The following is a 16,159-nucleotide window of genomic DNA, read 5'->3' on the forward strand; positions in this document are numbered from 1 at the left end:
GGAGCTAAAGTCACATAAAAAATGAAATTGGAAACAATGATTTTCCAGTGAAGTAAATAGTTTGGAGAAGCTTTTCTAAGAAGCCAATTAAGGTGGTGGTGTTTACGGCACCAATTGAGGGGGGGGTATTAGATCCTTAATAGCATCCTGTGATCTAACTATTCCCTGGAAATTCTAGCCAAGTTTAGCGGATTGCTCCAACTCGCTAGATTTGTTATATACTGCCCTATACAACTAAATTCTCTGTAGAGAGTAGTCAATCTTTAATCATAAGGATCTGGATTTTTTCATTATCAATAAAACGCGCCATCGGTTTTGTCCGCAACTTCATTAATAATAAAATTTCCTTTGGCATAAATGAATTTCTTTAAAAAATTTTCAATACGTACATTCAGCTTAAATGGTGGTATCACTACACCGTCCTGCTTTTAAAATAAGTCTTAGATTTTTCTTTTTTTATCGTCTATTTTAATGCATCGAAGCGGCCAAAGTTTTTTAAATTTTAATCATTAACATTGTCAGCCATTAACGCAATGAGTTTTTTTCTAACACTAAAGCATTCATAATTGCATCTAATTGCGCAATTTAGGTTTTTTTGTAAGTGTTAACGTGATTTCTAAAATTATGCTCCTCAATTAGCTGTGCATCACCGTGCTTCATCAACGGCTCGGAAGTGTCTAGATTATCCATGGCGATTCAGAATTTATTGTTGGCTGGGTGTGAAGAGAAATATGCCATAAAGTTGCAAGCTTCAAGCCTGAAGTCGATATTCAGGCTGTATACTAAAAAGTGTATGTGTCTAGATTAATATAATTTTATCTTAGTAGTTATTTCTATTTATTTATATGATATTTTCTATAAAAATCATAAGCATTTATTCTTCTTGAAAAATTCGTAATGCTATAAGTTGGTATTACGAAAAACACAAGTGCGAAATAGAGGAAAACTGATTGGGTTTTTATTATTTTATCCACTATATCCATTTCAGACTGTTTCTCAAAAGCGGAGCAAATCGATTCAACTGAATTAGGACTAACCCCCGTTTTAAGGAAAATTATTCTCGCGAGAAAGTGTCATCATGGCAATCAACCCTTCTTATTATTAATTTGCTAAAAACAGGTTTTGCCCGATTGTGATCCATTAAAAACCAGGGATCGCTTCCCTTTAATTTTACAATTGCATTTGAAGTTATTCCCCATGCACTAAATGCAGTTGTCGCAGAAAGAAATAAGACAACGATTGAAAATAATATCCAGCTTTCCCAAATAAGGGGCTTCAATGGTTCAAGTTTTTCAATGTCAAACCATCCTTTGATGGAAGATGTTTTTCTAGTGTCACATTTTTCTCTTTTACTCCAAAGGATGAATTTTTCTATTTGGCGGGTGCTTGTTGCTTTAAAATTATAAATGGCGTTGAATTTGTCTAAGTCATGACGATCCTTATGGAATGCGTTAATTGACTCATTGGAAAATCCTTTTGACCCGACGAAAAGTGACCATAATTTATCTAAAATGCTAAAGAGTGATTTTGACTTGAAGTAAAAATAGCTCCAAATGCTTATTAGAGTGAGTAAGCTTAAAATGACTTTGATTATCGCGTCGAACTATTCGAGGTATTGAATGTACGCATCCATGCTATAAACTCCCAATTAATTAGTGTTCATTTTGATCATGCCATCGTTTTTTAAATACATCAAGTCAATGCGAATTGCATCTGTCTCAAGTCTAATATGTTTGCTTGAATGTGACTGATTTTTGCAATGGCGTTAATAATTATGGAGTAAGGGTTTATTATTGGGGGTTTAACAGGTTTTATCGTTTACTATTCTCGCCACGAGTATTGATTAACTCTAATTCAGGCGCTTACCAGCGGATATTAGGACTTTTTTTTTGGTGAGATTAACCTTCACTTTTTATTTTTTTACCTGTCGCAATCGCGCAATCAACTCATCCAGCCCACTCTCCACCAGCATCTCCACCGCATCACTCCGTGTCGTTTCACTCAACCGCACAACCTGATCGATTTTCCTTAAAACCGACATACGCAACGACAGCGACACCGCTTTCTTTTTCTCTTTATCCAGAAATACCCGGCTGACGGTTTCGCTTTGTTGCAGTTCGGCATTGAGCTTAAGCGCTTCATTAATATGGCGCAGGCTTTTCTTGTCCAGCTTACCGGGTTCAGTAAGTTGGTAGCAGTGGGTGAGGCGGCTGTATTTGATCTCCGCAGACCAGGATTCACGCAGCTCTTTTAGCGCGCGCGTCAGCGTGGGTTCGGAGCAGTCGAGCGAGGCTAAAATGCGGCTGGATGCTACCGGTTTGCCGCTGCTGAGCAGTGAGGCGAGCATAAATACGCGTGTCTGTCGGGTACTGAGTTGCATGGTCGATTGAGGCCTGCGTTAGTGGTCAATGGTCTGTATCGCCCTCCTGGCAAACGGTTTTCGACAGTATCAGAGGGTTTCTAAATATCAGGTAAATACGTTCCGAAAAAGTGTTGCGTGTTCTGGTTTGGTGCGTATAGCTGTGTAAGTTTTGAGCACCAATGTTGCAGGGTGCGCGGTGGTAAAGCGGTGGGCATGAATGCCCACCCTACGGTGTCCGAGCGTTCGTTGGGACCGGTTTAAAGGTCAACGGAGCGCGATGAATCGCGCCGCTACGGATTGTGCGGGCTGGTGGAACGGCATCAATCCGAAGGTAACGGGCACCGTTTTTTACAGGGTGCTCGGTGGTAACGAGGTGGGCATGAATGCCCACCCTACGGGGTTTGTCATTTAGGTTACCAGCATCAATGCGCCGTCCGAGCGAGTATCGGGTGCTATGCCATATTCCTGCGCGCGGGCCAGGATTGCGGCGGCCCAGCGGCGATGCGTTGCCGGTTCGCACATCGCGCCCTGCGATTTAAATACCGCCTGGCTTGAGTTGAGGATGCGGAAGGCATCCGCCTGATCGCTGGCGGAAACCATCAGCATGTCCTGAATCTTGCCGATCTGGCTCGGATGAATGGCGGTTTTGCCCACCAAACCGTGCGCGATATCCAGCGCCAGTTCCTGATCCATAATCTGCTGATCGTCGATGTGCTCGCATACCGGCGCGGTCAGTGCAAAATCGCGCGACGCGAATACCGCCACCAGCATTTTGATGGTGTAACCCATCGGGCTGTCATACAGCGTGAAGTGGCGCGAACGGCGCAGCGACAGCACATTCATCAAGTCGTTACCGCCAATGCGCAAGGCGATCACGCGCTCGCGGCAGGCATGGTTTTGCAGCGTGAGGGCCAGCTCGCGCATCGCCACCACGTCGAACACCTCTTCGGTTTCCAGCGTCGGCATCATGCACAGATGGCTCGGTGCGAGAATCTGCCACCACAGCGGCAAGGAGTCGGCGGTGAATTTCGGCAGCACAAAGCCGTCTATCGCGCTGAGGTTGAGGTTTTCCACCAGCCACGCGCCCATCTCGCTGTTACGCGGACGGATAAATACCAGCGGCCACTGCGCGTTGCCATTGGCGCGCTGTTCGGCATTCAACACATTTAGGATTTGCTGGAGATTGTGCAGCGCCTGCGGCAAATCCGCATCACTGACCGCATCTTCCAGGCAGATCACCAGCGAGCGCAACCCGCTGATTTTATTGTGCAGAATGGCATCGACGATATCGCTGCGCACCGCCGGCATATATAGCGTTGCGCCCAAACGCCACGGAGAGAGACGGCCGTTCATCACAGCACCTTTTTGATTATCGTCACGGCGCGGTATTGCCCAAGATCGGCACCCGCTTCTGTGATGGTCAGCCCTTTTTGTTGGGCAAGATAGACCAGCAGCGCCACGTCAGGATCGTCCACCGAACGGACCAGCACCTGATCCGGCACGCGACGCAGCACGGCGCGCGTGGCTTCGGCGATGCCCGGCTTGATGCGGTTGATGCTGTTCACCTGATAACGCGCCGCCAGCATGGCGATCACCGCTTCACTTTGCGCCACACGTTGTTGTTGATGTTGCGGATCCTGCTGGCAAGCGGGCAGGGCGCTGATATCCAGCGATCGCGCGTATTCAGCCACGGTGTTCACCAGCTGCTGGCTGCAATCGTATTGCGCCAGATGGTCGCATTGCACGCAGCCATGCAAGCCCGCTTCAGACCACAATGAGCGCGAGATCAACCCTGAAACCGGCGCGCCCATAATGCCAAACGGGATCAGCCAGTCATCATCGCTGGCCGAAAGCCACGCGCGACCACAAGGATCGGCCAGCACCACTAAGCGCGGTTGCGCCGGATAGCCGGGACGATGTTCGAGGCTGCGGATCAGCTCGCCGGTGATGGCGCCTTTGCCGGTCCAGCCATCGACGAACACAATGCCCTCGGTGCCGTGGCGCGCTTCAATGATCCCCAGCGCGGCCTGATCAATACCGCGATCGCGGATGATGCTGATGCCGTAATGGTACGATTCGCGGCCCATCGCGCGCAGCGCCTGTTGCAGCATCACGCCGAGCGGCACGCCCGCGCGCACCAGGCTTGCTAGCACAATCGGCGTGTCGCCAAACTGGTGTGCCAGCGTCTGCGCCAGCATGGTGACTTCTTTCGCCAGGCGTCCGGCACCTGCGTCAAGCGCGCGGGAAAACAGCTCAAGGTGCCAGCGCGTCGGTTCCGGTTCCTGGCTCAACATCTCGGAATAGTGACGCGCACCGGATTGGATCAGCTGCTCTTTTTGATCCACCGGCGTCATGTCGATCTCAACTGGCTTCAGCAGAAATTCGACGTCGCCGGCTTGGTAGGATCCAGAGAAAGGCAAATTATTCACCATCTTATTGTTCTCCGAATATTGCCTGGTTGATGCGTTCGGCAAACTGGCTCTGACGCGGAATACCGTACCAGCTGCACAGCTTCATAAAGCGGTGATCGCTGAGGCTGTCGCCGAGGCCAATCACCGGGAAAACGCCGCGCTCGTGACGCAGTTTATCCAGCAGGTAGCTGACGGCTAAGCCTTTTTCCACCACGTTCGGCAGCCAGGCGACGTTGTTGCTGTTGCGATGGATGTAATAGCCGGCGGTGGGGAAGCGTTGCTCGATTTCATCGGCGATGGCGTAAAGCTCTTCGAGGCGCGTGCTGTCGCGGTGCTTCATCACCAGATAGATCGGCGTGACGCCATATTCATAGTTGATGCGCGCCCAGCCGTTGATGTCGCGCTCTGCCATCAGGTCGGTGATCGCCTGCTGCATCGAGAGCAGCGCTGGGCCGTACGGCGTCAGTTTTTCCAGCATGTGCGCGCGCCATTCGGCATCTTCCTCGCCTTGCGGATTAAGGATCACTGCGCCGTGCGTGGTCACCGCCCACGAACGGAAAGGGATCTGCACGCGGGCGATCTCTTCGGTGCCGCGCGCGGTAACCGGGATCAAATCGGCTTGCTCGATCATCCAGTCAACCAGCATCGACTGCTCTTCGGTCATAAAGCTGCGCGGCTGCAGGCTGAGATCGAGCGCGCCAGTGCGGAACGGCTCAAGATCCAGCTCGTCCACCATTTTGCGGCGCGTCTGAAATAGCGTGTCGTCGAGGTCGGAAAAAATTACCGGTTTATTCATAGCTAATCACTTCCACCTGTGGCGCAACCTTGGCCAGTGCCGTGGTTAACAGCGGATCCACGCTGTCGACCGGCGTTTCGATGCACAGCAAAATGCGGTCAAACTGCTGATGCGCTACGTTGTAAACGAAGTTGGCGATGCCGAGACCGTAGTTATCGCCGAAGGCGATAGCCGATTCGATGGCAAATCCGGTAGCGATCGGCGAGCGCGTGGTGGAGCTGTATTTCACCTCTGCGCCCTGAGTCGCCAGACGTTCGGCCAGCAAGAAGGGTTCCCAGACAAATTCGCTGCTGCCGAGCACGAGAATTTTCTCTCCCGGCTGCGCCTGAATCGCGCGGCCAAGATCGCCCGCTGGCGCTGCCATACCAAGTCGGCCCCAGCGCTGTTTGCCGGTGATTGGCACGGTGGCGGCGTCGTTAAGCACCATCGCTGGCATCGGCGGCAGCGCGGCGTCGGGATCCTGCTGCCATTGCCAGTCGCCTTGCACCAGCGACACGGTACGCACCGGCACCGGACAGCGCGCGGGTAACGCATCGCCGCTCCAGTCGGTGAGCGTGACGGCGATAACCTGCTCGATCTGCGTTAAGCCGCTGTCGTTGCGCAGTGCTTCGAGCAGGTTAATGAAGGTGTTGCCGGTGGTGGCTTCGTCATCAATCATCACCAGCGTGCGCGCGTTAAGTACGCGCTGGCGCAGCTGTGCATCACCGGGCAGGTAGATCAGATGATCGGTGGCGTGGCTGTGATTCTCTTTAAACTCGCACAGCAAATCCGCCTGCTGCGGATGGCGCGTTGAGGTGAGATACACCGGTTCGCTCACGCGCTGGCGCACTTCATCAAATACGCCTGCGCCCAGGCCAACGGCGGTTTCCGCCATGCCGATAAACAGCACCGGACCGTCAGAAAGCGGCGGGAATTGCTCCGCCAGTTGGCGATAAACGGCGCGCATTTTCTCCGGCGCGACCGGAATGTGGCGGCCAAGCACTTTACTAACGAACAGAAAAGCGCGCTTGGGATTGCGGCGCTCGGCGATCTCAAAAAGATCGTCGATGGCGCTGATGCCACCGGTTGGCGTAACGCTCAGCGTGCCGCATGAAAGCGTCCTGCTCCAAAGTGTGGTCATGGATTATTCCTCATTGAACCTGGTTGGACAGGACGGGGTTGTACGCCACTACGTCGCTCAGCGCGCGGACGGTGGCTGGCGTGAAGTCGCGGCGGACGTCGTCGATCACCTGCTGCTGACTGATCAAGCCTAGCTGGCGCAGGGCAAACAAGCCGGGAAGATTTACGCCGCTGAAACGGGTGTAACCAATGCCGCCGGAAGGGCGCATATTGATCTCCAGTAATAGCGGTTTGCCGCTGGCATCATTGCGCGTCTGCACGTTGATCAATCCATCTGCGCCCATCGCGGCGGCACAGGCTTGCGCCAGCTCAAAGGCTTCGCCGCTGTTCTCGAGATACTGCAATGCACCTTCTTTGCGGCGCGCCACGGCGGCCAGCACCTTGCCGTTTTCCGCCAGCATATCCACCGAATATTCCGGGCCCGGCAAATAGGGCATCAGCACCAGCGGCTCCATGCTGTCGGCGGCTTCCAGCGCCTGTAGATAGAATTCCGCTTTCACCCGACGCGCGTCCGGATGGGTAAACACTGCCATTGGCGAGACGCTTTCATCAAACTGCCAGAATCCCATGCCATAAATGCCTGTAACCGGCTTTACGCACAGCGGCAGTTCGCCAAAGGGTTTATGGGCGATCAACTCGCGCAACTGTACGGGCGAATCAACGCGCAGTGAAGGCACCACCGGCAAATTCAGGCTTTTCATATGGTGGGCAAACGCGACTTTGTCATCAGCCAGATCCAGCATGGCGACGTCGCGAGCGCCGGTGGTTAAGCGCGCACCGCTGGCTTCAATGGCCGCGCGATGGGCTTCAAACCAATGGGCGTGGCGGCCAGTATGAATCGCCTGAATGGCGTATTTTTCAACGGTAGAAAGAATAAATGCGAGGCGCTGATTATTATCATGAGGTTCAATTAATGCATGATCCGCCAGAGAAAGTATTTCATTACGCGATTGGCGATGTGATGCATAAACCGACACATTGTAGTTATGTTTTTTAGCTGTAGATGTAATGCCATTAATTATATCGCGTTGGGAGGATAAACCTTCCATTAGCCAAATTTTGTGAGACATTTCTAATTATTTCCGCAAGAGGCTTGTGGCTGGGTTATGGCTTGCGAGTTTATTTATCACCTCGGAAGGAGTCAATCATAATATGATTTTTTACCCTAACGTAACCTTATGAATTTTAATGTAAAGAATTGTCATGTTTAGTGCGTTGTCTGTTCGAGTTGGATTCTCTTAAGTTGTTCTTATACAAAGCTTTATTGTGTTTCATGAAATTGCTGTGAAAATTAATGCTGATCATGAATATCCTCATGATATGATTTTGCCCTCATGGAATTTGATGCAAATATAAAACCCTTTTCAAACCTGTTTGAAGGAATTATGACATGGTTTCATTAAGCAAGAATCAGACGGTCTCACTCAGCAAACAAACCGCTTCGCTGAATAAATTACATTTCGGCTTAGGCTGGGATCCAATTAAAAAGAAAGGCTTGTTAGGCAAGCTATTTGGTGGCGGCGGAGATTCCATCGATCTCGATGCCAGCTGCGTATTATTGGATCAATCCGGTAATGCCATTGATACCATCTGGTTCCGCGCATTAACCTCCAAATGTGGTGCGGTTAAACACAGCGGCGACAACCGTACCGGCGAAGGCGATGGCGACGATGAAGTGATCAACGTTGAGTTGTCACGTTTGCCTGCCAACGTTGAGTATCTGGCGTTCACCGTGAACAGCTTCCAGGGCCAAACCTTCAACGAAGTGGAAAATGCCTTCTGCCGCGTGGTTGATCAAAACGGCAAAGAGCTGGCGCGCTATGAGCTGACTGAGCAAGGCAGCCATACCGGCATCGTGATTGCTTCGCTGCACCGCAACGGCGGACTGTGGGACTTCACGGCGCATGGCCGCGCAAGTTCAGGCCGTACCATCGACGCGATGCAAAACGACATCGTTGCCGCAGTGGTGCGCTAATGAATATGACGCCGGGGAGCAATGCTCCCGTTCCCGCTAATCTGCTGACGGTGCGTGTGCTCGCTGGCGCCGCCGTTGATGCTTCCGCCTTTCGTCTGTTCGCCAGCGGCAAAGTCAATGGCGATGCCGACATGGTGTTCTACGGTCAGCCGGATAACGATGACCGCACCATCAGCCTGAAAAGCGAAGGGCACAACTCCGCCTTTTCTGTCGATCTCACCCGCCTGCGTCCTGACGTGCAGAAAGTGGCCTTTACCGTCACCTGTGACGGCGGCCGCAACGTGTCGGGTTTGCAACGCCTGGCGATTCAGGTGGAGCAGGGCGGCGAAGTGCTGCTGAACGGCAGCGTGGAGCTGGTGGGACGTCAGGAAGCGGCGTTGATCCTCGGCGAACTTTATCGTCGCAATAATGACTGGAAATTCCGCTTTATTGCGCAGGGTTTCAACGGTGGCTTGCAGCCGCTGGCGGAACATTTTGGTGTGGATGTGGCTGAACCCGCGCCTGCACCAACGCCTGCACCTGCACCGCAGGCGGCACCGGCTCCAGCACCGACACCCGCGCCGGCAAAAATCAATCTGAGCAAAGTTTCTCTTACCAAAGAGAAGCCAGCCATCAGCCTGACCAAGCGCGATAACTTCGGTGAGATCCGTATCAATCTGAACTGGCACCGTGAAACCAACAGCGGTGGCGGCGGGTTGCGCGGATTGTTCGGCGGCAATAAAGGCGTGGATCTCGATCTCGGCGCTTTCGTTGAGCTGCAAGACGGTTCGCGCGGTGTGATCCAGGCGCTGGGCGGCAATTTTGGCGCCATGCATGCCAAACCTTTCGTACACTTGCAGGGCGACGATCGTACCGGCGAAGTGACCGACGGCGAATGGCTGCACATCAACGGTCGCGAATGGAGTCAGATTCGCGAAGTGTTAATTTTCGCCTTCATCTATCAAGGTGCGGCGAGCTGGGACAAAACGGATGGCGTAGTCACGCTGCACATTCCAGACCAGCCTCCGATTGAAACGCGTATGACCGAAGGGGAGAACCGCCGCAACATGTGTGCGATTGCTCGCCTGGTCAATGAGAACGGCAGTATCCGCGTCGAGCGTATCAATCAGTTCTTTAACGGGCATTCCGATATGGACAAAGCTTTCGGTTGGGGATTCAACTGGCGAGCCGGTTCCAAATAATTTCAGACAGAGGATTCACTATGAGCTTTTTCAACAAGGTTAAAGGCGCATTTAATTCCGGCCGCGATGAATTAACCAAACAAGTTAGCCGCTTTAAGAACAAGAAATTTATGCAAGGTACGGTAGCGGTTTGCGCACGCATTGCGGTGGCAGACGGTAGCGTAAGCGCGGAAGAGAAGCAGAAGATGATCGGTTTTCTGCGCGCCTCCGAAGAATTGAAAGTCTTTGATACCAATGAAGTGATCGAGTTCTTCAACAAGCTGGTGAGCAGCTTTGATTTCGATCTGGAAATCGGCAAGGGCGAAACCATGAAGTACATCATGGCGTTGAAAGATCAGCCGGAAGCCGCACAGTTGGCGATCCGCGTAGGTATTGCTGTCGGTAAAAGTGATGGCGATTTTGATGCTGACGAGCAGAAAGCGGTGCGCGAAATCGCCGTCGCTTTGGGCTTTGATCCAGCAATATTTGGTCTGTAAGTTTTTATCTTTTAAGGGTTAATCATGGTGTCTACGCACATTGGCTTTCCAGCTGAAACAGTCGCGGTTTTCATCGCGCTGTCAGTGGGAGCTATTTTTATCGACCTGTTCATGCACCGCGGCGACAAGCCGATTTCGCTGAAAAGCGCGGCGCTGTGGTCGGTGTTCTGGGTGGCGGTGGCGATGGGTTTCGCCGGCTTCCTCTATATCCATCACGGCGCTGAAGTTGCCAGCCTGTTCGTGACCGGTTACGCACTGGAGAAAGTACTCTCCGTCGATAACCTGTTCGTGATGATGGCGATCTTCTCGTGGTTTGCCGTTCCGGACCGCTATCGTCACCGCGTGCTCTACTGGGGCATCATCGGTGCCATCGTTTTCCGTGGCATCTTCGTGGCGATCGGTACCGGCTTGCTGAGCCTCGGTCCGTACGTTGAAATCGTGTTTGCGCTGATCGTAGCGTGGACGGCGGTGATGATGCTGAAAAGCGGCGACGACAGCGACGAGATCGAAGATTACTCGCAGCATCTTGCCTATCGCATGGTGAAGCGCTTCTTCCCAATCTGGCCAAAAATGCGCGGCAACGCCTTCCTGCTGAATCAGAAGGAAGTTGATGAAGAGCTGCAGAAGCCTGAAAACAAAGACGTAGCGATTGGTCGCGGCAAGAAAGCGGCGCTGTATGCCACGCCGTTGATGCTGTGTGTGGCGGTGGTTGAACTCTCTGACGTGATGTTCGCCTTTGACTCCGTGCCGGCGATTATCGCGGTAAGCCGTGAACCGCTGATCGTCTATAGCGCCATGATGTTCGCCATCCTTGGCTTGCGTACACTGTACTTCGTACTTGAAGCATTGAAGCAGTATCTGGTTCACCTCGAGAAAGCCGTTATCGTGCTGCTGTTCTTCATCGCGGTGAAACTGGGTCTGAATGCTACCGATCATATCTGGCATCACGGCTACAGCATCTCTGCTAGCGCCAGCCTGTTTGTGGTACTCGGCGTGTTAGCGGTCGGTATCGTGCTCAGCGTGATGTTCCCCGGTAAACCCGAGGAAAAAGAAGAGAGCTGATCTTCTGCCAGTAATGAGTCTGAAAAATCATTAACCAAGAGGTAATTACAATGAGCGTTTCTCTTTCTAAAGGCGGTAACGTTTCGCTGAGCAAAGCGGCACCAACCATGAAAAACGTCCTCGTTGGCCTTGGCTGGGATGCACGTTCCACCGATGGTCAGGACTTTGACCTTGATGCGTCAGCGTTCTTGCTGTCCGCCAGCGGCAAAGTCCGCGGCGATGCTGACTTTATTTTCTATAACAACCTGGTCTCTTCCGACGGTTCCGTTTCCCATACTGGCGACAACCGTACCGGTGCAGGCGATGGCGATGATGAATCGCTGAAGATCAAACTGGATTTGATTCCGGCTGACGTCGACAAGATTGTGTTTGTGGTCACCATCCACGATGCGCAGACCCGTCGTCAGAGCTTTGGTCAGGTTTCCGGCGCGTTTATCCGCCTGGTTAACGATGACGATCGCAGTGAAGTAGCGCGTTACGATTTGACCGAAGATGCCTCCACTGAAACCGCGATGCTGTTTGGTGAGCTGTACCGTAACGGTGCCGAGTGGAAATTCCGCGCGGTAGGCCAGGGTTATGCCGGCGGCCTCGCTTCGGTTTGTGCTCAGTACGGTATCAACGCGTCTTAATTATCACGGGCAGCTTCGCGCTGCCCGCATCATCCAATTAAAAGCAGGAGCTTTAAAATGGCAGTTTCTCTGGTAAAAGGCGGTAACGTTTCCCTGACTAAAGAAGCACCAACCATGAATGTTGCCATGGCGGGTCTGGGTTGGGATGCACGTGTAACAGATGGACAGGACTTCGACCTCGATGCGTCAGTGTTTATGGTCGGTGACGACGGTAAAGTGCTGAACGATGCCAGCTTCATCTTCTTCAACAACAAGCAGAGCGCTTGCGGTTCCGTTGAGCATCAGGGCGATAACCGCACCGGCGCCGGCGATGGCGATGACGAGCAGGTTAAAATCACGCTGTCTAAAATCCCTGCAGAAGTGAAGAAGCTGGTCTTCGCGGTCACCATTTATGATGCAGAAGCGCGTAAGCAGAACTTCGGCATGGTGAGCAACAGCTTCATGCGTATCTTCAACAATGATAACGGCGCTGAAATCGCCCGTTTCGACCTGTCAGAAGATGCTTCTACCGAAACCGCGATGGTGTTCGGTGAGCTGTATCGCAACGGTGCTGAGTGGAAATTCAAAGCCGTTGGTCAGGGCTTCGCAGGCGGCCTGTCAGCGCTGGCTTCGCAGCACGGCGTGAGCGTCTGATTTAAAGCATTGCTTACAAAGCCCCGGCTGGTCCGGGGCTTTTTAGTATCTAAAGGGCAGGTAAAATCAAAACCACAAAGTGCATATTTCGTAGCGGCGAAGCGTTAATCGGTCGCCATGAATGGCGACCCTACGTATTTGTAGGGTGCGCATTCATGCGCACCTGGGCGATAAATCGTGCCGCTACGAAATGTACGGAGAGTGGATGCAGTGCTTAGCTGAGCAATATTATTCTTTAACAGGAGGTTAAAAGTATGATGTTACAACCGGGTCAGAACCTGCCGCTGAACACCACTGAACTGACGTTGCGCCTGCACTATGCTGCTTCACCCACGTTGCGCGGCGATGTGGATACCAGCGTTTTTCTGCTCGATGCCGCTGGCAAAGTGAGTGGCGATGCCGATTTCATCTTCTTCAATCAGCCCGCAACCGCCAATCGCAGCGTGGTCATGCAGAGCACGCCGCAAGGCTGCACCATCAATCTGGATCTGACGAAGATTGCCGCCAGCGTCAGTAAAGTTGCCGTCACCTTAGTGATTGACGGCGATGAGGCGATTAGTGCGCTCAACAGCCTGACCTTAACCGCCGAAAATATTGCCCAGTTCATCCCGGAAACGTTCGGGCGCAGTGAGAAGGCGCTGATCATTGCCGAAGTTTATCGCCATAACGGCGGCTGGAAACTGCGCGCGCTGGGGCAGGGATTCAACGGCGGCCTCGAACCACTGGCTCGTAATTATGGCGTTGATATCGCCGAGCCTGCTGCTCAGCCAGCTGCACCAACGGTGGTGAGCCTGGAGAAAAAGCTGCAACAGAAAGCGCCAAGATTAGTGAGCCTGGCTAAAAACGCCACCGTTAGCCTGAGCAAATACCAACTGCAAACGGTGAAAGCGAAGGTGGCATTTGTACTGGATGCTTCGGGTTCGATGAAAGGGCAATTTAGTAAGGGCAACGTGCAGTCAGTATTAGATCGCATTGCGGTGCTGGCGGCGCAGTTTGATGATGACGGTTCGATGGATGTCTGGGGCTTCGGCCAGCAGCACGCGAAATATCCCGATGTAACCCTGGATAATCTCGATGGCTACATCGCCACTATCCAGCGTGGCGGCAAGAAATCGGCGTGGGAGATTTTACCTGGGCTGGGCGGCACTAATAATGAACCGCCAGTAATGGAAGAGTTGATTGATACCTTCCGTCACAGCGATCTGCCGGTGTATGTGGTTTTCATTACCGATGGCGGCATCAGCAAAACCCGCGCCATCAAGGAGGCGATTCGCCGCTCGGCTAATTATCCCATCTTCTGGAAGTTTGTCGGCCTTGGCGGCAGTAATTATGGCATTTTGCAGGATTTGGATAACTTCAACGATCGCCGTATCGACAATACCCATTTCTTCGCCATCGACAACTTTGCCAGCCTGGCGGAAGACCGTTTATACGATCTGCTGCTGGAGGAGTTTAAGCCGTGGCTGGATGCGGCAAAGGCTGACCGGATTTATTGATCAGCCCGAATTGTGCGCCTAGGGATCCAGACGCAGCATGCGCAGTTTTTCCATTGGCACGCGGCGTTTTTTCCACGTTGGATGGAAATGACGCCAGTGTGGATCCTGCGCGGCGGCCAGTAACTCAAAATCACCGCGCGTATCGCCCCAGGCGCGCAGGTGATAGTTATGCAGCGGGCCGTAGACGCTTTCCAGTCGTTTGACCTTTTGCCCGCAGCGGCAGTTATGACCGGTAATTTTTCCGGTGAGAATACCGTCTACCACTTCTAATTGGGTACCGATCAGATTGATGCCCAGACGCTCGGCGAACGGTTCTAATACCATCGCCGGCGAGGCGGAGCAGATGGTCACTTCTGCGCTGGAGTTCACTTCGGCGGCAACCGCTAACAGCCCGGCAGGGCGCATTAGCTTGTTCCAGTTTGCCGCGCAGAACAGTTGCGCCTGCTGGCGAATCCATTTCTCCTCAACGCCGGTTAAAAAGGTGTGAATTAACACTTCTTTTAACTCATCACGCGTGAGCTTTTTCCGCATGCAGCGCAGCGTGGGCAATGCCAGTCGTGCCATTTTGCGTGCGAACGCGCGTTTGCCAAAACTGAAGCGCAGAAAGGGGATGAAGCTGTCGTGAATGGTCAGCGTGCCGTCAAAATCGAAGACTGACAGAACCTGATTTTCACGCGCTAAGGAGGATTCCATGGACATGTTGTTCTCTTTTGTCGCAAGCCGTAATCAATGCCACGATGATAGCAAATGGCTGGCCGATATTCTCATGCGTGAATGCGGCTACCGATAAAAGGTAGCCGTTTGAAACGCTTACTCGCGGATTTTGCCCTCTTCCTCGCGGGTTTTACCCTCTTCAATAAACTCTTCGTCGATCTCTTCAGAGTTCTCACGATTGTCGCGACCGGAGAGCAGATTCCAGCAGGCAATAAACAGCGCGGCGATCAGCGGACCAATCACAAAGCCGTTGATGCCGTACACTTCCATGCCGCCCAGCGTGGAGATCAGGATCAGATAGTCCGGCATTTTGGTGTCTTTACCAACCAGCAGCGGACGCAGGATGTTATCCACCAGCCCAACCACCACCACGAAGAAGCCAATCAGGAACAGCGCTTTCCAGATGGCGCTGGTGGCGAAGAAGAAGATGGTTGCCGGTACCCAAACAATGGCGGAACCAACCGCCGGAATCAGCGACAGGAACGCCATCAAGGTGCCCCACAACAAGCTGCCGTCAATGCCGGTGATCCAGAAGGCGATACCGCCCAGCACACCTTGTACTACCGCAACCACCACCGTGCCTTTGACCGTGGCGCGCGATACCGCTGCGAACTTCATCATCAGGTGATGTTTCACGTAGGTTGAAAGCGGCAGCGCTTCCAGAATCAAATTCACCAGCCAGGCGCCATCTTTCAACAGGAAGAACAGCAGATAGAGCATCACGCCAAAGCCAACGGTAAAGGTGAACGTGCCTTTACCGATCAGGAACACGCTGCCCGCCATGTACTGGCCGCCTTTCAGCGCAAAGCCAGAGAGCTTCTGCTGAATCTCCTGCGCGTTGTTCAGGTTGTTATCGGCGAGATAGTTGCGTGCCCAGGAAGGCAGATGCTGCAGCAGATCGGCAAACACCGCTGGGAACTGCGCGGAGTTGTTCTGCAGCTTGGTGTACACGGTGTTGACTTCAACCACCATCGAAGAGGTGATCAGCGCCAGCGGCGTGAACACAATCAGGCAGATAATCAGCAACGTCGCAAACGAAGCCAGACCGTTACGATCGCCCATTTTACGGCGCAGCAGTGACTTCAGTGGATGGAAGATCACCGCCAGAATCGCGGCCCAGAAAATGGCAGAAAAATACGGTGTCAGCACATCAAAAAAGGCGAAGGTGACGATCGCCAAAATAACGATAAAGAAGCCTAAATTAAGTCCTTTAATACGCATTACATAGTCTCGTCAGTAGATAGGGCGAATGAACTATAGAACGCCTGACGGGGAATGTAATGTTTTTAGGGCAGATGGTTCGCT

The 16,159-nt window shown here is 52.5% G+C and carries 15 protein-coding genes and 2 pseudogenes; 7 read left to right on the forward strand and 10 right to left on the reverse strand.

The window, feature by feature from the left end:
• Positions 1 to 1,054: 1,054 nt before the first annotated feature.
• The 8 genes and pseudogenes from HX773_RS26145 to HX773_RS09655 form a co-directional block, all read right to left on the reverse strand.
• Positions 1,055 to 1,594, reverse strand: coding sequence for a DUF6216 family protein (locus tag HX773_RS26145; RefSeq protein ID WP_370463597.1), 540 nt, complete (start codon positions 1,592 to 1,594; stop codon positions 1,055 to 1,057).
• 318 nt (positions 1,595 to 1,912) lie between these two features.
• Positions 1,913 to 2,380, reverse strand: a complete 468-nt coding sequence (locus HX773_RS09630; RefSeq protein WP_176971333.1) for a tellurium resistance protein TerW — start codon at positions 2,378 to 2,380, stop codon at positions 1,913 to 1,915.
• Positions 2,381 to 2,770: 390 nt separating this feature from the next.
• Entirely contained in the window at positions 2,771 to 3,715 is a 945-nt protein-coding gene (locus HX773_RS09635; RefSeq protein ID WP_176971334.1) for an HpcH/HpaI aldolase/citrate lyase family protein, read from the reverse strand.
• Positions 3,715 to 3,966, reverse strand: a pseudogene (locus HX773_RS26150) (RNA-binding protein); the annotation flags it as partial. The gene HX773_RS09635 and the pseudogene HX773_RS26150, both read right to left, overlap by 1 nt.
• A gap of 41 nt (positions 3,967 to 4,007) precedes the next feature.
• Positions 4,008 to 4,794, reverse strand: a pseudogene (locus HX773_RS09640) (cysteine protease StiP domain-containing protein); the annotation flags it as partial.
• Position 4,795: 1 nt separating this feature from the next.
• Positions 4,796 to 5,569, reverse strand: a complete 774-nt coding sequence (locus HX773_RS09645) for a hypothetical protein (RefSeq protein WP_176971336.1) — start codon at positions 5,567 to 5,569, stop codon at positions 4,796 to 4,798.
• Positions 5,562 to 6,689 carry a phosphoribosyltransferase domain-containing protein gene (locus tag HX773_RS09650; RefSeq protein ID WP_176971337.1) on the reverse strand — a complete coding sequence of 376 codons (1,128 nt, stop codon included), beginning with the start codon at positions 6,687 to 6,689 and terminating at the stop codon, positions 5,562 to 5,564. The genes HX773_RS09645 and HX773_RS09650 overlap by 8 nt, the downstream gene beginning before the upstream one ends.
• Before the next feature lie 10 nt (positions 6,690 to 6,699).
• A complete protein-coding gene (locus tag HX773_RS09655) occupies positions 6,700 to 7,758 on the reverse strand; it encodes an ATP-grasp domain-containing protein (RefSeq protein ID WP_176971338.1) in 1,059 nt (352 codons plus the stop codon).
• Positions 7,759 to 8,078: 320 nt separating this feature from the next.
• Here HX773_RS09655 and HX773_RS09660 point away from each other — a divergent pair, with 320 nt between their 5' ends.
• The 7 genes from HX773_RS09660 to HX773_RS09690 all read left to right on the forward strand — a co-directional run bounded on the left by HX773_RS09660 (position 8,079) and on the right by HX773_RS09690 (position 14,140).
• Positions 8,079 to 8,663, forward strand: a complete 585-nt coding sequence (locus HX773_RS09660) for a TerD family protein (RefSeq protein ID WP_176971339.1) — start codon at positions 8,079 to 8,081, stop codon at positions 8,661 to 8,663.
• Positions 8,663 to 9,844: a TerD family protein gene (locus tag HX773_RS09665; protein ID WP_176971340.1), complete on the forward strand. Its 1,182-nt coding sequence runs from the start codon at positions 8,663 to 8,665 to the stop codon at positions 9,842 to 9,844. The genes HX773_RS09660 and HX773_RS09665 overlap by 1 nt, the downstream gene beginning before the upstream one ends.
• Before the next feature lie 20 nt (positions 9,845 to 9,864).
• Positions 9,865 to 10,320 (forward strand): tellurite resistance TerB family protein, encoded by a 456-nt coding sequence (locus HX773_RS09670; protein ID WP_008103747.1) that lies wholly within the window; start codon positions 9,865 to 9,867, stop codon positions 10,318 to 10,320.
• 24 nt (positions 10,321 to 10,344) lie between these two features.
• Positions 10,345 to 11,382, forward strand: coding sequence for a TerC/Alx family metal homeostasis membrane protein (locus HX773_RS09675; protein WP_154191844.1), 1,038 nt, complete (start codon positions 10,345 to 10,347; stop codon positions 11,380 to 11,382).
• Positions 11,383 to 11,432: 50 nt separating this feature from the next.
• On the forward strand, positions 11,433 to 12,011 hold the full coding sequence (locus tag HX773_RS09680; RefSeq protein WP_008103744.1) for a TerD family protein: 579 nt from the start codon (positions 11,433 to 11,435) through the stop codon (positions 12,009 to 12,011).
• 57 nt (positions 12,012 to 12,068) lie between these two features.
• Positions 12,069 to 12,644 carry a TerD family protein gene (locus HX773_RS09685; RefSeq protein ID WP_176971341.1) on the forward strand — a complete coding sequence of 192 codons (576 nt, stop codon included), beginning with the start codon at positions 12,069 to 12,071 and terminating at the stop codon, positions 12,642 to 12,644.
• Between the two features lie 254 nt (positions 12,645 to 12,898).
• Positions 12,899 to 14,140 carry a VWA domain-containing protein gene (locus HX773_RS09690; protein ID WP_176971342.1) on the forward strand — a complete coding sequence of 414 codons (1,242 nt, stop codon included), beginning with the start codon at positions 12,899 to 12,901 and terminating at the stop codon, positions 14,138 to 14,140.
• A gap of 18 nt (positions 14,141 to 14,158) precedes the next feature.
• Here the strand turns inward: HX773_RS09690 and HX773_RS09695 are convergent, their stop codons facing one another.
• Both HX773_RS09695 and HX773_RS09700 read right to left on the reverse strand, forming a co-directional pair.
• Positions 14,159 to 14,839 carry an HAD family hydrolase gene (locus HX773_RS09695; protein ID WP_176971343.1) on the reverse strand — a complete coding sequence of 227 codons (681 nt, stop codon included), beginning with the start codon at positions 14,837 to 14,839 and terminating at the stop codon, positions 14,159 to 14,161.
• Between the two features lie 111 nt (positions 14,840 to 14,950).
• A complete protein-coding gene (locus tag HX773_RS09700; RefSeq protein ID WP_176971344.1) occupies positions 14,951 to 16,075 on the reverse strand; it encodes an AI-2E family transporter in 1,125 nt (374 codons plus the stop codon).
• Between the last annotated feature and the right edge of the window lie 84 nt (positions 16,076 to 16,159).

Source organism: Pantoea sp. B9002, assembly GCF_013385945.1.
In the GTDB taxonomy this organism is placed as follows: domain Bacteria; phylum Pseudomonadota; class Gammaproteobacteria; order Enterobacterales; family Enterobacteriaceae; genus Pantoea.